Below are 18,899 nucleotides of genomic sequence, written 5' to 3'. Positions count from 1 at the left end.
ATTATTTAATTCCTATTACAGGAACTTGTTTGTCATTTATTAATTTATTTAGTTGTTTAACATCTGTATCTAATACCTGTTTCAATTTGGACAATTGCAAATTGGCCTGTGCACTTAAATCTGCAAATACTTCACGTACCTGTCTGCTAGGTGCATTCTGACCACTTGACGCTACTCCGTACAATCCTGCAATTTTATCATTTAGACGAATTGGGAAGTTCAATACATCCTGTCCGCTCTTAGCTTTGGTTTGGTACAATGCTTCTTCTACTGATGTAATTTGTTTGTTGATGCTATCTGCCAATTGCTTAATCTCTTTATTAGATTTAGCATCAATCTTAGCGTTTAGGTCCGTAATCTGTGTTCTTAGGGTTCGGATATTTCTGATAGCTTTCTGCACTTCATTGAATTTATCACGAACAGATAATAGGAAACTAACCTGTGCATCGTAATCCGCTTCTGTTGCAGCATAGGTAGGATTTGGTTTAATCACAAAACTAAAATCAGCGGAGTCATTGCCATACTTGATTTTTCCAGTGTATTTTCCGGGAGCAGCTTTAGCAGAACCAATTCCACCGTTCCAAAGTATCATTCCATCTGTTCTTTCAGCAGGCGGATAATTCTGATCCCATACAAACTGATTCATGCCTTCTACCACTTCCAGCTGATCTTCTGCCACTTTGGTGTAACTGCTGAAAGTTTTAATAGGCTTTCCTTGTTTGTCATGAATAGTAATAGAAACTTTTGAACTATCGGTTATCCCCTTTGCATAAAAGTTGATTACGGTACCCTGCGGAGGATTGGCTCCTGCATTAGGTTCAGCCGCAACAGCCCCTCTTCTTCTTCTGCCACCTCCTTCTGTTCTGTAACTGTCATTCACTGCAAACACATGCAAATTCTTATCAAGAATCGATGCATTTTTTTGCTGTATGATAGTTAAATCATCAATTACCCAAAATGAACGACCCTGAGTGGCTACAATGAGATCGTTATCCTTTAATGCAATATCAGTGATAGGCACTACCGGTAAATTCAACTGGAAAGGTTTCCAACTTGCACCATCGTTGTAGCTGATATACATACCAAATTCTGTTCCAGCATACAATAAACCCTGCACTTTTCTGTCAGCTCTGATAGCTCTTGTAAAATGCATATTATTGATTCCTGTTGTGATGCGCGTCCAGGTTTTACCGTAGTCATTTGTTTTATACAAATAAGGAGTATAATCATCTAGTTTGTATTTTGTTCCCGCAAAAAAAGCAGTACCTTTTCTGAAAGGATCTGTTTCAATACAGTTCCACATCATCCACTTGCCTGCATCTGGAGGCGTAACATTATTCCAGGACTTACCTCCGTCCTTGCTAACATGAATCAGACCATCATCACTGCCTGTCCACAATACATCTTTTTCTAATGCTGATTCAGTAGCTGCAAAAATGGTAGAATAATATTCAACAGAAGTATTATCCTTGGTGATAGGTCCACCACTTGGTCCCTGTTTGGTTTTATCATTTGTTGTTAAATCGGGGCTGATCATTTCCCAGCTCTGTCCCTCATTCTCTGTTACAAATAAATGGTTACCTGCTGTATATAAACGCTTTGGATTATGCGGCGAAAAAAAGATGGGGAAGTTCCACTGGAAGCGATACTTCAATACATCGGCACCTGCACCCATTGGATTATCCGGCCACACGTTGATGGCTCTGTTCTCACCTGTTCTATGATCGAGTCTTGCTAAATATCCGCCATAGTTACCTCCATAAACAATTTCAGGATTTAATGGATCTGCAACAACATGGCCACTTTCAGAACCCGCTGTAATATCCCAGTCTCTGGCAGTGATACCAGAGCCGCTGGTTCTACTTTTAATACGAACAGTTGAATTATCCTGTTGAGCTCCTAAAATTCTGTAAGGAACAGCATTATCTGTTGTTACCCGATAGAATTGACCAGTAGGTTGATTGTCCATAGTACTCCAGTTATTCCCTCCGTCAAAACTTACCTGTGCTCCCCCATCATCTGCTACAATCATTCTCCTGCCATCTTCGGGATCAATCCATAAATCGTGGTGATCACCATGAGGTGTATTCACAGACTGGAAAGTTCTGCCACCATCGTTACTCTTCATAAAGTTTACATTGGGGCAATACACCAGGTTTTCATTCTTAGGGTCAACATATACTTTCGTATAGTACCAGGCACGCTGACGAATATTATTGTCATTACTGGTTAGTGTCCAGGTTTCACCTGCGTCTTCACTTTTAAATAAACCACCATTTGCATTTTCAATAATCGCATATACTTTTTCCGGATTTGACGGAGCAACTGCTACACCAACAATACCCCACAAACCCTTAGGCATCCCTTTTTTATTAATCAAGGGTTGCCAGGTTTCTCCACCATCGGTACTTTTATACAATCCACTTCCTTCACCACCGCTTTCCATGCTGTGCGGAGTTCTGATTACTCTCCACATACCAGCATAAAACACATCGGGATTACCTGGCTCCATTACAAGGTCAGATGCACCTGTCTGATTGTTGATGTATAAAGTTTTCTTCCAGGTCTTTCCACCGTCTGTAGTTTTATAGACACCTCTCTCTTCATTCGGTCCAAAAAGGTGGCCCATTACAGCAGCCCAAACAGTGTTCGGATCTCTTGGATGTATAATCAAACGGATAATATGTCTGCCATCATTTAATCCGATATTTTTCCAGGTTCTGCCTGCATCTGCACTACGCCAAACACCACCCAATCCTTCAGCAACATTGCCTCGCATGGTATTTTCTCCCTCACCTACATATACAATAGATTCGTCACTGGGTGCAACGGCTACTGCCCCGATGGTACCCCCGAAAAATTTATCAGAAATATTTTTCCAATTACTTCCACCATCAGTCGTTTTCCAAACGCCACCCCCTGTTCCACCAAAATAAAAAGTGGTTTTATTTTTATAACTACCCGCCACTGCGGCACTTCTGCCTCCGCGGTATGGTCCAATGGAACGGTATTTTACTTTAGCTAATAATTGGTCTGAAACATCTTCTTTAGGGATGGCGACCTGTTTTACTCTTTCTTTTTTTTGCGCTTGTAGCGGAAGCATGCAAACGGACAATACAAGAATCGATAGGATTTTTCTCATTGCATTCAATTAAGACAGTTAAATTACTGTAATTTCATAATACAATTGAATACGAATTCATGATATCTTCTGAAAATAAGAGAGAAGACGAGTTCAGAAAACTCTCTTACCATCTGCCCGACCTTATCTTTCAATTTACCAGAAGGCCAGATGGGTCTTATTATGTACCCATAGCCTCTAAAGGAATTGAAAATATTTTTGGATGCCAACCAGAGGACGTAAAGGATAGTTTTGATGCGATTGCCAGGGTACTTCATCCAGATGATGCAGAAAGAGTATTGGAAGATATTGAACATTCAGCAAAAAACATATCAGAATTCTACTGTGAATTCCGCGTATGCATTCCCGGGAAGCCTGTACAATGGATCTTATCCAGATCAAGCCCAGAGGCATTACCCGATGGATCTGTTACCTGGTATGGGTTCAATGCTAATATTACTGAACAAAGAAATACACTTGAGCAACTGACAACGCTTTATAAAAAGCAGGAAGCCATTTTAAAAGCCATCCCTGATTTGATATTTGTGATTGGCAATGACAAAATAATTTATGAATACCATTCTAATGTAAACGACTTATTAGCCGCTCCTCCAGAAGTTTTCATGGGGAAAAAATATTCAGATATTATTTCAAAAGAGGCTTCGGCTGTAATGGATGCTGCACTAGCAGAAACAGATGAAAAAGGAATATCAGTAGGTCAACAATATGAATTGAGTTTGCCCATAGGCAAATTCTGGTTTGAGCTATCTGTTGTGCCTATTGAAGACGAAACTACATTAACTAAAAAATATTTAGTCGTTTCAACAAATATTACAGAAAGAAAAATAAAGGATGATAAAATTCAACAGCTTTCAATAGCAGTTGAGCAGAGTAGCACCAGTATTGTCATAACCGATTTAAATGGGAATATTGAATACGTTAATCAATTTTTTATTGATATAACTGGATATAGCAGAGAAGAAGCAATAGGAAGTAATATCAATATTTTGCAAACAGGCCATACTACTTCGGAACAATATGCAAATATGTGGGACACAATCATCAAAGGGTATACCTGGAAAGGGGAATTTTTGAACAGAAAAAAGAACGGAGAACTTTTTTGGGAAGAAGCAACCATTACACCTGTTAGAAATAAAAATGGAGTTATTGAACATTTTCTAGGAATTAAAACCGATATAACTGCTCAAAAAGCCACTACAGAGAAACTAAGAAAAATTGCCTGGAATCAAAGCCATCAGGTTAGAGGCCCTTTAACTGATATTATGGGGATTATCAATCTGATGAAAATGGAAATTTCTTCTGAGGAAAAAAATATGCTATTGAATCAATTGGAAATAGCTGCAAAAGTTTTAGACAAAGCCATTCATGATATAGTTGACGAAACAAAAGAGTAGACAATAAAATGAGCACTGCATATACAGTTACGGCACTATTGGTCGATATATATAACAAATCAATTTATCCTGCACGAGTTACCATAGCCAATAAAAAAATTGCCTCTATAGAAGCTGCAGCCGAAGAAGACATTGACACGCCAGGATATATCATGCCGGGTTTTATTGATAGCCATGTGCATATTGAAAGCAGCATGCTCATACCCAGTGAATTCGCAAGAATTGCAGTGTTGCATGGTACTGTTGCTACCGTAAGTGACCCACATGAAATTGCCAATGTCTGTGGCATGGAAGGAGTACAATTCATGATTGAAAATGGGAAACAGGTTCCCTTCAAATTCAATTTTGGTGCGCCCAGTTGCGTACCAGCCACTGTTTTTGAAACGGCAGGTGCTTCCTTAGATAGCAACGAAGTAGCACAGTTGCTCGCATCAGACGACATTAAATATTTAAGTGAGATGATGAATTTTCCCGGCGTGCTGCACAATGACCCCGAAGTCATGAAAAAAATTGCAGCAGCACACCGGGCCGGCAAGCCCGTGGATGGCCATGCCCCCGGCCTTACCGGAGCTTTGGCTAAACAATATATAGAAGCCGGCATATCCACCGATCACGAATGCTTTACTTTAGAGGAGGCCGTAGATAAATTATCCTATGGGATGAAAATTATTATCCGTGAAGGAAGTGCTGCCAAAAATTTTGAGGCTTTAGCCGATCTCATCGACGACCATCCGAATAGTATTATGTTTTGCAGCGACGACAAACATCCGGACAGTCTGGTAGAAGGACATATCAATCAATTGTGTGCAAGGTCTGTTGCCAAAGGGCTGGATATTTTCAATATTTTAAAAGTGGCTTGCATTAATCCGGTACATCACTACAAACTGAATGTGGGAACCCTACGCGTAGGAGACCCTGCCGACTTTATTGTAGTGGAAGACCTTACTCATTTTAAAGTAACCCAAACCTATATTGACGGACAGCCGCTGCTGATTAACAACAGTTCAAAAAATCCAGATATAACCAATCCGAATATCGAAGGCGTTACTCCATTCAAATCCATCATTCCCTCAGTAGCTGCCACTCCAATCAATCGCTTTTCCTGCAAACCAGTAACAGTGGAAGACCTTCAAGTACATATAACTAATTATCCGCAGAAAGGAGGTTTGATTCCAGTCATAGAAGCTTTGGACGGACAACTCATAACAAATCGGATCATGATGAAGGGCCTAGAAATCAACGGAGAATGGATTAGCAATCCGGAAACAGATTGTTTAAAAATGGTAGTAGTGAACCGGTACCATATGGCGCCGGTAGCAAAAGCATTCATCAAGAATTTTGGTTTCCGTACCGGCGCCATCGCCTCTACCGTAGCACACGATAGTCATAATATTGTGGCAGTTGGCGCAACGGATGGGGAACTGGTAGCAGCCATTAATGCAGTAATTGCTGCAGAGGGCGGTATCAGTTGCGTAAAGGGTTCCGATCAAAAAGTTTTGCCCTTGCCAGTTGCCGGACTCATGAGTACAGAAGATGGTTTTGAGATAGCCAATCAATATACGGCGATTGACGCCATGGCCAAGAGCCTAGGAAGTAAGCTGGGAGCGCCATTCATGACCTTAAGTTTTATGGCATTGCTCGTGATTCCTCACTTAAAATTAAGTGACAAGGGATTATTTGATGGAGACCGCTTTTCGTTTTTATCCTGACCTCAGTAAAAACCTTATTTTCGCTGCATAATTTTTGGCCATGGTGATCAACTTAAGTAAGCAGCACAGCCTGCTAAGCAACTGGGTAGCTGAGTTAAGAAATGTAAACGTACAAGGCGACCGCATGCGTTTCAGAAGAAACCTGGAGCGTATTGCAGAAGTAGCTGCTTATGAAATCAGCAAGGAACTTCCCTGGGAAACGGTTGAAATAGCTACTCCATTGGGAACACACGAAAGCAAACTATTAAAAGATCAGCCCGTTTTGGCAACCATCTTAAGAGCAGGATTACCTATGCACAATGGTATGCTTAACTACTTTGATAAAGCCGACAATGCATTTGTGTCTGCGTACCGCAAACACCACAGAGATGGGAGTTTTGAAATAAGCATGGAATACATGAGCTGTCCGGACCTGAATAACAGAGTTGTGTTAATTTCTGACCCCATGCTTGCCACCGGTGCCTCCTTGGTAAAGACCATTCAACACATGAAAGCAGAATGGAATCCGGCAAATATTCACGTGGTAGTAGCCATCGCCTGCACTGTAGGTATTGAATTCCTAGAAAGAGAATGCGGAACCAATATTAAAATCTGGTGTGGCGATATTGACGAAGAACTGACTGCCAAGTCGTATATCGTTCCGGGTTTAGGTGACGCCGGCGACCTGGCATATGGCTCAAAAATGCAATCATAGCAAAGCTGCATGCCTCAATAAAATTGTATCTTTAGAAGGAACAAAACTGTATGCGTAAACTTCTGCTTTGGGGATGTGGGGCTTTTTTGTCTTTGGTAGCGCAGGCACAGGATCCGCATTTTTCTCAATTTTTTTCTTCCCCGCTTACTTTAAATCCCGCCTTCACTGGTAAATTTTTTGGTACTTATCGCATAGCAGGTAATTATCGCAATCAATGGCCAGGCATCAACAATGCTTTTACAACGGCAACTGCTTCCATCGATTTTCAAATCATGCAGAATAAAATGCAAAGAGGCGATACCTGGGGTGTGGGCTTCATGGGATTCAACGACAATAGCAGTAATGGCGCAGTTCAGTTTAATTACGGAAGTTTCTCAACAGCTTATCACAAGAGCCTGGATGAAGATGGTATGCACCAGATTGGACTTGGCTTTCAGGGAACATATGCCAATATGTTTATCAATACCACTAATCTCAATTTTGAAGATCAGTTAACTACAGCTGGTTTTACCAGAGTGAGTTCAGAGATATTCAACAATACCACACTCAAATCAAAATACCTCGATTTAAACGCAGGTTTATTGTACAACGGAAGTACCAACGAGAATAATAATTTCTATTTTGGCATCAGCATGTACCATATTAATAGGCCCCGGCAATCTTTTACCGGAGCCGAATATGCACTGAAGCCCAGAACCAATATTCATGCAGGGGCCTATTTTCCACTAAGCACTTCTGCAACCCTTCACCTGAGCGGATCACAGAGTTTTCAGGCACAGGCTTCTCAAACCATTATCGGGGGTGCCATACAACTGAATGCAACGCCTGATCAACTCAACCCAACGAGCTTATACATTGGTGCCTGGATGAGAATGAAAGATGCCATCATTCCTTATATTGGCATTGAGTTTAACAATATCCGAATTGGTGCAACCTACGATTACAATACTTCCTCTTTAAGAACAGCTTCCATGAACAGAGGAGGAATTGAAGTTTCCCTGATTTATATCAGAAGACCCAATACAGACAGGCCAGTGAACTGCCCCAAGTTTTAGAATCCTATTTGCTATCTTTGGCAAAAACCCCCGATTGCTAAAGGAAATTATCATATCAATACAGGCTTACGGAGCAGCGCACCGTTTCATTAAAGCACATAAACTTTGGAAATGGATCATTGTTCCAGGATTGCTTTATATGTTGCTTTTTCTCACCGGCATGTATTTTTTTAGCCAGAGCGTTAATAATGCTATTGAGTGGATTGCACTGAATACCGGACTGAAAAGATGGCTGGATACTATCGACAGTGGTTTCCTCGGATTCATTTTCACCATGGGAAGCATGTTATTATGGATCCTGCTGATGCTTTTTTATTTTTCTCTCTTTAAATATTTATTTCTCATTGTAGGCTCTCCGTTGTTTGCCTACTTAAGTGAGAAAACAGAAGCGATTTTAGAAAACAAGGATTTTCCTTTTAATACCACTCAGTTCCTGAAAGATATAGTGCGTGGTATTCAACTGGCCATCCGAAACAGTTTGTGGCAAACAGTATATGTTCTCAGTATCATTTTTTTAAGTTTGATTCCGCTACTCGGATGGCTTACTCCATTTCTTGCTTTAATTCTGGAGTGCTACTACTACGGCTTCTCCATGCTGGATTATAGCATGGAAAGACATAAAAAGTCAACTTCTGAAAGCATTGCCTTTGTTGCAGCCCATAAAGGACTGGCCATCGGAAATGGTCTTGTATTTTATCTGTTTCATTTATTACCCCTAATCGGGTGGATTTTAGCCCCTGCCTATGCGGTAGTAGCTGCCACATTAAGTATATACCCGCTTAAAAAAGAAGCGCTAGAAAAAATACAGAACAACAATGGGTAAAGTATTACTCATACCTACTGTGCTATACGAAGATGCACTGGAGACCATTCCTGGATATATAAAGGAAGGAATACAGCAATGTTCTTATTTCTTTGTAGAAAACGAAAAAACCACAAGGCGTTTCTTCAAAAAGATCTGGAAAGAAATGGTGATTGACAATTATCAGTGGCAGGCGATTCATAAAGCAGAGGCGGCAGTTGTTCAGCAGTTTTTAAAAGCTTTGAAAGAAGGACATGCCATTGGCATTGTGAGTGAAGCGGGTTGCCCAGGTATTGCCGATCCTGGACAGGTGCTAGTAGAAGCTGCACAGCAAAATGGATTCCCTGTAAAACCATTGGTAGGGCCCAGCTCAATATTACTGGCATTAATGGCTAGTGGCATGAACGGACAGTGTTTTCAGTTCAACGGGTACCTGCCCATTGATCCATCTGAAAGAAAAAAGAAAATCAGGGCGCTGGAAGAAGACGCTCAACGAAATCAGTGTACACAAATATTCATTGAAACGCCTTACCGAAACAATCAGATGATGAAAGATTTATTAAGTTCCTGTAAGCCGGAAACCCGCATTTGCGTGGGCAAGAATATTACTGCACCTGATGAAAGCATTGTAACCCTTACCGTAAAAGAATGGGGCAAAAAAATACCGGAACTTCATAAAATTCCGGTGATTTTTTTATTGCAGGCCTAGCAATATTTATTTCATCTATAGTTCATTTAGTTCAGATTCAGCTCAGCAATCAATGCTGTTTAGGAGCAATAATGGTTTCATTGCCCAACCCCCTCACTTCTAAAATACTGTCTACAATGTATTTTTCTACGCCTCTCCAGGGCAAAGCACCTAAGTACCTTTTGTAATGCACATTGATTTCTCTGCCTGAATTCTGATTGAGTACTTCCGCCACTTTTTCATCTACTACGCTAAACACAAACTCATTGCTCTGTACATTGGCTTTAAATCCACTCTGAATTAAATTGCCTTCATAGGTCTTAAATACAAATCCTTTTTGCTGGAAAGTATTCAAAATGCCGGCTTTAGTTCCTTCGGAGTAAACAAAATAATAACGCCAGTAGATAAACCCAGCCAGCACTAAAAGTATTATGGTGGTTGCGCTCCAGGCAAATTTTTTCATTGTCATATTATAGTCCGTATTTGTCTACTAAATAAATTAATGCCGCCATATTCACTGCGCCCAAATTCAACTCTCTTTTGTTTACATTTTCAAAAACATCGGAACGGGCATGATGAATATCAAAGTAACGCTGACTGTCGGGCATTAATCCAGCAATCGGCGTTCCAAAAGTTTTATTCAAAGGCCCAATGTCTGCTCCACCGCCACCGGCTTGTAAAAAGTCGGTTCCATAAGGTTTTAACAATGGCAACCACTGTTGAATTTTTGCCAGCTGCTCTGCACTTGCTGTAAAGCCAAATCCTCTTGGTGTAAATCCACCTGCATCTGACTCTAATGCAAATACATGTTTCTCATTATTTTTCTTTGCTTCTTCTGCGTATTTATTACCCCCTCTCATACCATTCTCTTCATTGGCAAACAACACAAAGCGCAAAGTTCGCTTGGGCTGATAACCCAACACTTTCAATGCTCGCATGATTTCGATGGTTTGTACAATTCCTGCACCATCATCATGGGCTCCTTCGTTTACATCCCAGCTATCCAGGTGCCCTCCAACGGTAATGTATTCATTCGGAAATTCAGTGCCTGTTAATTCAGCAACCACAGAATGACCTTCCACATCCGGACCAAAGGATCCGTTGGTAGTCATGGAAACTTTGATGATATTTTTTCTGGTTAATTCCCAGATATAGTCAGCATCATAATTGCCTAAAGCAATCGCTGGAATTTTCGGATAAGCTTCATCATAGCCTGTTGTACCCGTGTGCGGATTGTTATCGGTGGCTTCCGTTAATGAGCGGATCATTACTCCCACAGCACCGTACTTGGCTGCTCTGCTTGGACCAGATCTTCTGTACTGACCTGCTTCCCCATAAGACTTGAAAGTCTGAATATTGGTTGGATTGAATTTATTGTTGAAATACACAATCTTTCCTTTTAACTGGTCTTTCTTCGCTTCCATTTCGTCAAAGTCCTGAACAGCCACTACTTCTGCTACCAGTGGTTTTCCGCCGGTACCCATTGAATTACCCAATGCCAGTACATCCAGTGTACGATTGATTTTCTTTCCATTCTGATCCACTACGGATGCTAGGTCCTTGCCCCCTCTTTTCCAGTTCGGCATCATACAGGCTTGTAAAAAAACCTTGTCTGCCCCCAGCTTCTTCAAAGAAGCTTCGCCCCAGGCAACTGCTTTATTGTATTGCTCAGAGCCAGCTAATCTTCCGCCAATGCCCTTGGTTAATTCACGCAATAAATCGTGGGCTTTGCCATTGCGCATGATTTCATCACTAATTTTTTTAATGTACACCGAGTCTGCATTGCTTTGTGCAGAAAGCAGCATCGGAATACATGCTGCAAAAATGATTAATTGCTTCATGTTCTAAAGTTAATGATTTGACCTTTCATTTAAACCATGAGGAGTAGAATCTCTCAGATTACGCTTTGGTTAATTGTACTGCTTATGTATGAACGGGGCGAACAAAAGAGAAAAATATCCGTTCTTTACATTGAATAATTCAATTGCAATGAGAATTGGTATTGTATGTTACCCCACTTTTGGTGGATCTGGTGTTTTGGCTACCGAGTTAGGCAAGGCACTTGCTGATGAGGGCCACCAGGTACATTTTATTACCTACCAGCAACCGGTAAGGCTAAATGTGTTCAATACCAATATCTTTTACCATGAAGTAAGGGTACCTACTTATCCTTTATTCGATTATCCGCCCTATGAAGTGGCGTTAGCTAGTACCATGGTAGATGTAATTATGAATTATGATTTAGACTTACTGCATGTACACTATGCCATACCTCACGCATCTGCAGCCTACATGGCCCGTCAGATTGTACAAAAGAAAACCGGCAGACATGTTCCGTTTATCACCACTTTACACGGCACCGATATTACCCTGGTAGGTCGTGATAAGACCTATGAGCCTGTTGTAACATTCTCTATCAATGAGAGCGATGCCATTACTGCCGTATCCAAAAATCTGAGGGACGAAACCTATCACTCATTCGCCATTGAAAAAGAAATAGAAGTTATTTACAATTTTGTGGATGTAAGCAGGTTCAACAAAAAACCGATTGATGCATTCCGTAAAGTGATTGCACCCAACGGAGAAAAAATCATTATGCACGCCAGTAACTTCAGAAAAGTAAAAAGGGTTACAGATGTGATTAAAGTATTTGCAGCCACACAGGCTTCCGTCTCTTCCAAATTACTAATGGTTGGTGATGGTCCTGAAAGACCTGCCTGTGAAGAACTAGCAAGAGAATTAGGAGTGGAACACGATGTTCGTTTCTTAGGTAAGCAGGAACAGATTGAGGATATTCTTGCCGTAAGCGATGTATTCTTATTGCCTTCTGAATACGAGAGTTTTGGTTTGGCGGCCCTGGAAGCCATGGCAGCCAGAACCGTTGTCATCAGCACCAATGCGGGTGGTTTGGGGGAAATCAATATTCAGGGGCAGACCGGATATATGGCCAATGTAGGAGATGTAGAATCGATGAGCAAATATGCCATTGAGTTACTAAGCGATGAGCAAAAGTTGGCAACTATGAAAGAAGCAGCCTATGAACAAGCTGCCCAATTCGACATCAAAAAAATTATTCCTATTTACGAGAAATTATACGGCAGGTTTTGTAGGATGAGTTTATAAGAACTTAAGATTTTAGGAAAGTCTTAATTGCATTTTACAATCGATTAGGAATATCCATGCTTTCATGCAATACTCTTATGATTTCCAACTCTGTTGAAGAAAATTTATAAAAAACAAAATGTGACTTTACTTTTGTTGAATAATACCCTTCTCTTAAAGAATTTAGATTTTTTCCAGACTTTGGTTTCTTAGAAACGAACTCAATTTCTTTGATAATTAGATTGTAATATCTGTCAGCTTGTTCAAGAGACCAAGTTTCTAAAGTGTAAAGCCATATTTCTTCTAAATCTGATAAAGCTTCTTGATGAAAAATAACTTTCAATTTCATGAATGCTTTTTATGAAGTTTTGCTAAATGAGCAACTGGATCAAAATTCTCAACTCTTCCAGATTTTTCACCTTTAACTAAAGCTTTAATCAATGCTTTCTTTTTTTGTTCTTCAGTTTCTAACATTCGCAAAGCTGTTCGTATTACTTCACTAGCTGAACCATAACGCCCAGAGGAAACCTCGCTATTAATGAATTTTTCAAAATGCTCCCCTAAAAGAATTGAAGTGTTTTTTGACATACAAAAGAGTATTTAAGTTCAAAAATACCAATTATTGGTATATGAATTTAAATACTCTTCAACACTATATCGCAAAGCTGGTAAAGCTCATTTTCTGTAATAATCAAAGGCGGGGCAATTCTGATTCTGTCGGGGGCAAACAAAAACCAATCGGTTACTAATCCATTTTGAATACAAGCATGCGCAATTGCCTGGGTAATTTCCGGAGTAGCAAATTGTAAACTCATCCACAATCCACAATCCTTTACCGACAGAATTTTCGGATGCTGTAAGCGGGATTTTAAAAGTGCATTTTTCTGTGGCACTTCCCGTATCCATTCGGGGTGTGCTATCAATTCTTCAAAAGCTGCTTTTCCTGCCGCACAGGAAACAGGATGGCCACCAAACGTAGTAATATGACCTAGCACTGGTGCATAGGTTAAGGTATTCATGAGTCTTTGATCCGCTATAAAAGCGCCTAGGGGCATGCCCCCACCCAGGGCCTTCCCAAGCAATAAGATATCGGGCACTATACCGAATTTTTCAAATGCCCATAAAGAACCTGTTCTTCCAAATCCTGCCTGTATTTCATCCAGTATCAACAACACACAATGCTGATTGCATTTTTCTCTTACCGCTTGTAACCATGCTGCCGGGGGAGCAGTTACGCCGCTTTCCGCCTGCACTGTTTCCAGTATCACACAGGCTGTTTCGCTGTCAATATTTTCAATCAAATCGGAGGAACCATAGGCATAATGATATACATCAGGTAACAAAGGTCGAAATGCCTGTTTAAAATATTCATCTCCCATCATACTTAAAGCGCCCTGTGTACTTCCATGATAGGCGTTTTGGGCTCCGATGATTTTGGACCGGTTGGTTACACGCTTGGCCAGTTTCATGGCTCCCTCGGTTGCTTCTGCCCCACTATTGGTAAAATAGACACAGTTTAAAGAGGCAGGAAGAAATTCGGTTAATCTTTTTGCGTATTGCACCTGTGGTGTTTCAATGAATTCGCCATATACAATCACGTGCATGTAAGCAGCGGCCTGTTCCTGAACTGCTTTAATAACGGCAGGATTCCCATGACCAATATTGGCCACACTGAAACCGGAAATTCCGTCAATGTATTTTTTACCTTGGGTATCGGTAAGCCAGACCCCATGTGCAGCAGCCATTTCAATCCCAATGGGTTTGGGAGAAGTCTGGGCCACATGGTCTAAAAACAATTGACGTTGATTCATTTGGGTTCAAACTTATAATAAGATTGCCGATAATTTATATCTTCATCGCAAATATTACTATGGCAACGATTTTACCTGTACTTGGCAAGCATCCGCAAATGGGTGCAGATTGTTTTGTAGCCCCTAATGCTACTATTGTAGGAGATGTGGTAATGGGCGATGAATGCAGTGTTTGGTTCAATACCGTGGTGAGAGGCGATGTACACTTTATTAAAATTGGAAACAAAGTAAATATTCAGGACGGTGCAGTTATTCATTGCACTTACCAGAAAAACCCAACTGTAATTGGCGACCGTGTTTCCATTGGTCACAATGCGCTGGTTCATGGGTGTACCATTCATGACGATGTATTGATTGGCATGGGTGCCATTGTAATGGATCGCTGTGTAATCCATTCCAATTCCATCATTGCAGCCGGAGCTGTATTGCTAGAAGGTACAGTAGTAGAGTCCGGAACCATTTATGCCGGTGTTCCTGCAAAAAAAGTGAAAGATTTATCACCCGAAATGGTGCATGGTGAAATAGAAAGAATATCGAATAATTATGTGCAGTATGCTTCTTGGTTTGCAGATTACAACCACAATAATTTTTTGAAGCAGTAGCTAGTACTTCTTGTTGTCCATAGTATCAAGTATGGTAAGATAACTTACATAGCGATCTTCCGATACAGATCCAATACCAACCTGTTGCTTCACCGCACAACCTGGTTCATTAATATGCATGCAATTGTTGAACTGGCAATCACCCAGTAATTTTCGCATCTCCGGAAAATAATGAGAGAGCTCAGATTTGGCGATGTCTACAATCCCCAATTCCCGAACCCCCGGTGTATCTATGATATGGGTATATTCATCAATATCGAACATCTCTGCAAAAGTAGTTGTATGTAATCCCTTGCCACTCCAGTTGCTCACTTCCTGTGTTCTCAGATTAAATTGAGGAAACAAGTGATTAATAAAAGTTGATTTGCCAACCCCACTATGTCCACTTAGTAAAGTGGTTTTATTCATTAGTATATTTTTTAATTCCCCTAGCCCCATACCCGTTTCTACACTGATTAACATCACAGTGTATCCTGCATTGGTGTATATCTCTTTCAATAACTCAAAACGCTCCATTTCCTTTTGCTTGTACAGGTCGGCTTTATTAAAAACCAGTATGGCAGGAATATGATAGGCTTCGCAAGAAATAAGAAAGCGGTCAATGAAGCCTGCTGATGTTTTTGGTTCTTTTAAAGTAGCAAAGAGTAAACTCTGATCCATATTTGATGCGATGATATGATGCATCCTTTTATTGTGTGGAGACACCCTTGCCACATAGTTTCTTCTGTCGTGAATTTTTTGGATAACAGCAGACTCTTCCTGCACGGCTTCAATTTCAATATCTACATCGTCCCCTACCGCAATTGGATTTGTAGAAGTATGGCCCTCAATTTTAAATATCCCTTTGGCACGGGCATTGTAAAACTGTCCATTTTCTGCTTTTACCTGATACCAGCTACCGGTTGATTTGTATATTTTAGCCTTCACAGAAACGAAGATAAAGGCAGTCTGCTCAATTTTTGCGAAATATTAACCCAAATAAGGCTGGTTGTGCATGAACAGAAAGGATTGCAGGGCTTAAAATGAATATCTTTGGCCCATGGCGAAATTTGCGCACGACGAAATAGTGCCCTTTAAAGATAGTGACCTGGCAAAAAAAGAACAGGTAGCTGATATGTTCAACAATATTGCACACCGTTACGATTTTCTAAATCGTTTTCTTAGCGTGGGTATTGATGTTGGTTGGAGAAAAACAGCCATTAAAGAGTTGAAGAAGTTGGCTCCTAAAAAAATACTGGATGTTGCTACAGGCACTGCGGATGTTGCCTTGTTGACTCAGGAAATATTAAAACCCGAACAGATTATCGGTATTGATATCTCTGAAGGCATGTTAAATTTTGGAAGAGAAAAAATAAAAGCGAAGGGACTTGAAAATACCATCCAATTATATACTGGTGATAGTGAAAATATTCGTTTTGAGAACGATTATTTCGATGCCATCACCGTTGCCTTTGGGGTGCGCAATTTTCAGGATTTGAGCAAGGGTTTAAAAGAAATGTACCGCGTTTTGAGACCTGGAGGTAAGGCTGTGATTTTGGAATTTTCCAAACCCAGCTCTTTAGGATTTAAACAATTGTATCAATTCTATATGAACTATATTACACCCTCTATTGGAAAGGTATTCTCTAAAAACAAAGACGCCTACCAATACCTGAACGATAGTGTACAGGCTTTCCCTGAGGGAAATCAATTCTTAAATATTTTGAATGAAGCAGGCTTTACCCAAACCTATTTGAAGAAACTAAGTTTCGGCATATGCACTATTTATTGCGGAAGCAAATAGTTCTGCTGGTATGGGGCCTATTAGGTCTTGCTCAGTATGGCTTTGCTCAAAAACAATTACACCGGATCAATCGGGAGGACCAGTTGTATTATTTCGGCATCACGCTGGGATACAATAGTTCTTATTTACAGGTAAACAAATCCAAGCAATTTACCCAGACCGATAGTATACTGGTAGCAGAGCCTGGCTCAAGCGGAGGAATCAATATGGGCTTAATGGCAACGGGAAGATTGGGCGAACACTTTCAGATTCGAGCGAACCCCCAGCTCATTATTGGAGGGGCCAGAAGCATCCGTTATCAGCTAGGAAGCACAAGATTAGGTGAAGGAAGTACGCAGATACAGAGTCTTCCCTCTACACTAGTAAGCTTTCCCTTTCATTTAAAATTCAGTTCAGACCGTATAGGAAACTTCAGAACTTACCTGATTGGCGGTGTACGCTACGATATTGATCTTTCCTCCAACTCCACAGCCAGAAACGCGGATGATTTAATCAAACTAAAAAGAAACGATTTTGGACTGGAAGCAGGGATTGGGTTTAATTTTTATCTGCCCTTTGTAACTGTCTCTCCGGAAATCAAAATCAGCTACGGCCTCTCTAATATGCACCAGACGGATGCAGCGCTTAAATATTCCAACGTTTTGGAGAAAATTCAATCCAGAATGATTGTTTTCTCCCTTCATTTAGAGGATTAAGTCTACCTTTTAAAAAGTATAACTATTATCTATAGAAGGCTGGGGCTGAATGCTGTCAATTGAATAAATTGCAGCATGGAACATATTATCATCAAAAACGCGAGCATCGTAAATGAAGGTAACATCATAGAAGGCGACCTTCTCATAAGCAAAGACAGAATTGAAAAAATTGGCGGAGACATCAGTATTAAAGCCAGAGCCCAGGAAATAGATGGAACAGGATTACATGTATTGCCCGGAGTGATTGACGACCAGGTTCATTTTAGAGAGCCCGGCTTAACGCACAAAGCAAATTTATATACTGAAGCCAAAGCGGCTGTTGCAGGAGGTACTACGTCCTACATGGAAATGCCCAATACTTCTCCAGCTGCCATTACCGTTGACTTACTGGAACAAAAATACAGCAGGGCTGCTGAATGTTCATTGGCCAACTATTCCTTTTTCATGGGAACTTCCAATGACAATATCGAAGAGATTTTAAAAGTGAATAAGAAAAAACAGGATGTATGCGGAATTAAAATCTTCATGGGTTCTTCCACAGGAAATTTATTGGTGAACAATACTTTACAATTAGAGAAAGTATTTGGTGGATCAGAACTACTGATTGCTACCCACTGTGAAGAAGAAACTTTATTTACTGAGAACTTGAAACAAATAAAAGCCACCGGAAAAAAATTAACGGCAGCCGATCATCCCATTATTCGTAATGATGAAGTTTGTTTTGAATCGTCTTTTAAAGCCATTCAGTTTGCCAAAAGAAATAACAGTCGTTTGCATATACTACATATCAGCACCGAACGAGAATTGCAGTTGTTTACCAATATGATTCCTTTAAAGGACAAGCGCATCACGGCAGAAGTATGTGTACATCATTTGCATTTTACGGCTGATGACTATGATCGTTTGGGTAATCAAATCAAGTGTAATCCTGCTATTAAAGCACCACATAACAAGGAAGCATTGTGGAAGGCATTGTTAGATGATCGATTGGATATCATTGCCACCGACCACGCACCTCATACATGGGAAGAAAAACAGGAAGACTACGAACATGCTCATGCCGGACTGCCACTTGTTCAGCATTCATTACAATTGATGTTGCATTATGTGAAAGAAGGCAGAATCCCTTTAACCAAAGTAGTTGAGAAAATGAGCCATGCAGTGGCGGACTGTTTTCAGATACAAGACAGAGGCTATATCCGCGAAGGATATAAGGCAGACTTGGTGATGGTAAATTTGAATAAACCCTATACCGTTAACAAGCAGAATATTCTTTACAAATGTGGATGGAGTCCTATGGAAGGAATGACTTTCCCGGCTACTATTGAAAAAACATTTGTAAATGGGCATATGGTTTATGGAAATGGCGTGTTTGATGAATCTAAGTGGGGTGAAAGATTGAAATTCAGCAGAGATTAATCG

At 40.5% G+C, this 18,899-nt stretch carries 18 protein-coding genes; 11 read left to right on the top strand and 7 right to left on the bottom strand.

Annotated features, from left to right (window positions below):
• Position 1: 1 nt before the first annotated feature.
• On the bottom strand, positions 2–3,142 hold the full coding sequence (locus tag TEGAF0_RS11975) for a WD40/YVTN/BNR-like repeat-containing protein (protein ID WP_264898547.1): 3,141 nt from the start codon (positions 3,140–3,142) through the stop codon (positions 2–4).
• A 59-nt stretch (positions 3,143–3,201) separates the two neighbouring features.
• Here TEGAF0_RS11975 and TEGAF0_RS11970 point away from each other — a divergent pair, with 59 nt between their 5' ends.
• From TEGAF0_RS11970 to TEGAF0_RS11945, 6 genes are read left to right on the top strand one after another with little or no spacing between them, the layout of a single operon-like run.
• Positions 3,202–4,536, top strand: coding sequence for a PAS domain S-box protein (locus tag TEGAF0_RS11970; protein WP_264898545.1), 1,335 nt, complete (start codon positions 3,202–3,204; stop codon positions 4,534–4,536).
• Positions 4,537–4,544: 8 nt separating this feature from the next.
• Positions 4,545–6,245: an adenine deaminase gene (ade, locus tag TEGAF0_RS11965; RefSeq protein ID WP_264898544.1), complete on the top strand. Its 1,701-nt coding sequence runs from the start codon at positions 4,545–4,547 to the stop codon at positions 6,243–6,245.
• A 40-nt stretch (positions 6,246–6,285) separates the two neighbouring features.
• Entirely contained in the window at positions 6,286–6,939 is a 654-nt protein-coding gene (gene upp, locus TEGAF0_RS11960; protein WP_264898542.1) for a uracil phosphoribosyltransferase, read from the top strand.
• A 50-nt stretch (positions 6,940–6,989) separates the two neighbouring features.
• Positions 6,990–7,994, top strand: coding sequence for a PorP/SprF family type IX secretion system membrane protein (locus TEGAF0_RS11955; protein ID WP_264898540.1), 1,005 nt, complete (start codon positions 6,990–6,992; stop codon positions 7,992–7,994).
• A gap of 34 nt (positions 7,995–8,028) precedes the next feature.
• The gene (locus TEGAF0_RS11950; RefSeq protein ID WP_264898539.1) at positions 8,029–8,817 is read left to right on the top strand and encodes an EI24 domain-containing protein; all 789 of its coding nucleotides are present in this window, start codon (positions 8,029–8,031) and stop codon (positions 8,815–8,817) included.
• Positions 8,810–9,505 (top strand): SAM-dependent methyltransferase, encoded by a 696-nt coding sequence (locus tag TEGAF0_RS11945; RefSeq protein ID WP_264898537.1) that lies wholly within the window; start codon positions 8,810–8,812, stop codon positions 9,503–9,505. Before TEGAF0_RS11950 ends, TEGAF0_RS11945 begins: the two co-directional genes overlap by 8 nt.
• A gap of 49 nt (positions 9,506–9,554) precedes the next feature.
• Here TEGAF0_RS11945 and TEGAF0_RS11940 read toward each other — a convergent pair whose 3' ends face one another.
• Both TEGAF0_RS11940 and TEGAF0_RS11935 read right to left on the bottom strand, forming a co-directional pair.
• Complete coding sequence (locus TEGAF0_RS11940) at positions 9,555–9,947, bottom strand: hypothetical protein (protein ID WP_264898535.1); 393 nt, start codon at positions 9,945–9,947, stop codon at positions 9,555–9,557.
• A 7-nt stretch (positions 9,948–9,954) separates the two neighbouring features.
• On the bottom strand, positions 9,955–11,325 hold the full coding sequence (locus TEGAF0_RS11935) for a M20/M25/M40 family metallo-hydrolase (RefSeq protein ID WP_264898533.1): 1,371 nt from the start codon (positions 11,323–11,325) through the stop codon (positions 9,955–9,957).
• Between the two features lie 148 nt (positions 11,326–11,473).
• Here TEGAF0_RS11935 and bshA point away from each other — a divergent pair, with 148 nt between their 5' ends.
• The gene (gene bshA / locus TEGAF0_RS11930) at positions 11,474–12,607 is read left to right on the top strand and encodes an N-acetyl-alpha-D-glucosaminyl L-malate synthase BshA (RefSeq protein WP_264898531.1); all 1,134 of its coding nucleotides are present in this window, start codon (positions 11,474–11,476) and stop codon (positions 12,605–12,607) included.
• Positions 12,608–12,641: 34 nt separating this feature from the next.
• On the opposite strand, the gene TEGAF0_RS11925 is transcribed toward bshA, so the two are convergent.
• From TEGAF0_RS11925 to TEGAF0_RS11915, 3 genes are read right to left on the bottom strand one after another with little or no spacing between them, the layout of a single operon-like run.
• Positions 12,642–12,935 carry a type II toxin-antitoxin system RelE/ParE family toxin gene (locus TEGAF0_RS11925; RefSeq protein ID WP_264898530.1) on the bottom strand — a complete coding sequence of 98 codons (294 nt, stop codon included), beginning with the start codon at positions 12,933–12,935 and terminating at the stop codon, positions 12,642–12,644.
• Positions 12,932–13,174 carry a type II toxin-antitoxin system ParD family antitoxin gene (locus TEGAF0_RS11920; RefSeq protein WP_264898529.1) on the bottom strand — a complete coding sequence of 81 codons (243 nt, stop codon included), beginning with the start codon at positions 13,172–13,174 and terminating at the stop codon, positions 12,932–12,934. Before TEGAF0_RS11920 ends, TEGAF0_RS11925 begins: the two co-directional genes overlap by 4 nt.
• A gap of 47 nt (positions 13,175–13,221) precedes the next feature.
• Positions 13,222–14,397 (bottom strand): aspartate aminotransferase family protein, encoded by a 1,176-nt coding sequence (locus TEGAF0_RS11915; RefSeq protein WP_264898527.1) that lies wholly within the window; start codon positions 14,395–14,397, stop codon positions 13,222–13,224.
• A gap of 59 nt (positions 14,398–14,456) precedes the next feature.
• Between TEGAF0_RS11915 and TEGAF0_RS11910 the strand changes: the two genes are divergently transcribed.
• A complete protein-coding gene (locus TEGAF0_RS11910) occupies positions 14,457–14,999 on the top strand; it encodes a gamma carbonic anhydrase family protein (RefSeq protein ID WP_264898525.1) in 543 nt (180 codons plus the stop codon).
• Here the strand turns inward: TEGAF0_RS11910 and rsgA are convergent, their stop codons facing one another.
• Positions 15,000–15,926 (bottom strand): ribosome small subunit-dependent GTPase A, encoded by a 927-nt coding sequence (rsgA, locus tag TEGAF0_RS11905; protein WP_264898523.1) that lies wholly within the window; start codon positions 15,924–15,926, stop codon positions 15,000–15,002.
• Positions 15,927–16,038: 112 nt separating this feature from the next.
• Here rsgA and ubiE point away from each other — a divergent pair, with 112 nt between their 5' ends.
• The 3 genes from ubiE (at position 16,039) to TEGAF0_RS11890 (ending at position 18,896) form a co-directional block, all read left to right on the top strand.
• Positions 16,039–16,782 carry a bifunctional demethylmenaquinone methyltransferase/2-methoxy-6-polyprenyl-1,4-benzoquinol methylase UbiE gene (gene ubiE, locus TEGAF0_RS11900; protein WP_264898521.1) on the top strand — a complete coding sequence of 248 codons (744 nt, stop codon included), beginning with the start codon at positions 16,039–16,041 and terminating at the stop codon, positions 16,780–16,782.
• The gene (gene porT / locus TEGAF0_RS11895; RefSeq protein ID WP_264898520.1) at positions 16,755–17,477 is read left to right on the top strand and encodes a type IX secretion/gliding motility protein PorT/SprT; all 723 of its coding nucleotides are present in this window, start codon (positions 16,755–16,757) and stop codon (positions 17,475–17,477) included. Before ubiE ends, porT begins: the two co-directional genes overlap by 28 nt.
• A gap of 75 nt (positions 17,478–17,552) precedes the next feature.
• A complete protein-coding gene (locus tag TEGAF0_RS11890) occupies positions 17,553–18,896 on the top strand; it encodes a dihydroorotase (protein ID WP_264898519.1) in 1,344 nt (447 codons plus the stop codon).
• Positions 18,897–18,899: the final 3 nt, after the last annotated feature.

Source organism: Sediminibacterium sp. TEGAF015, assembly GCF_025997995.1.
Taxonomy (GTDB): domain Bacteria; phylum Bacteroidota; class Bacteroidia; order Chitinophagales; family Chitinophagaceae; genus Sediminibacterium.
Note: the sequence above shows the minus strand (reverse complement) of the source record. Positions and strands in the feature narration are given on the sequence as shown.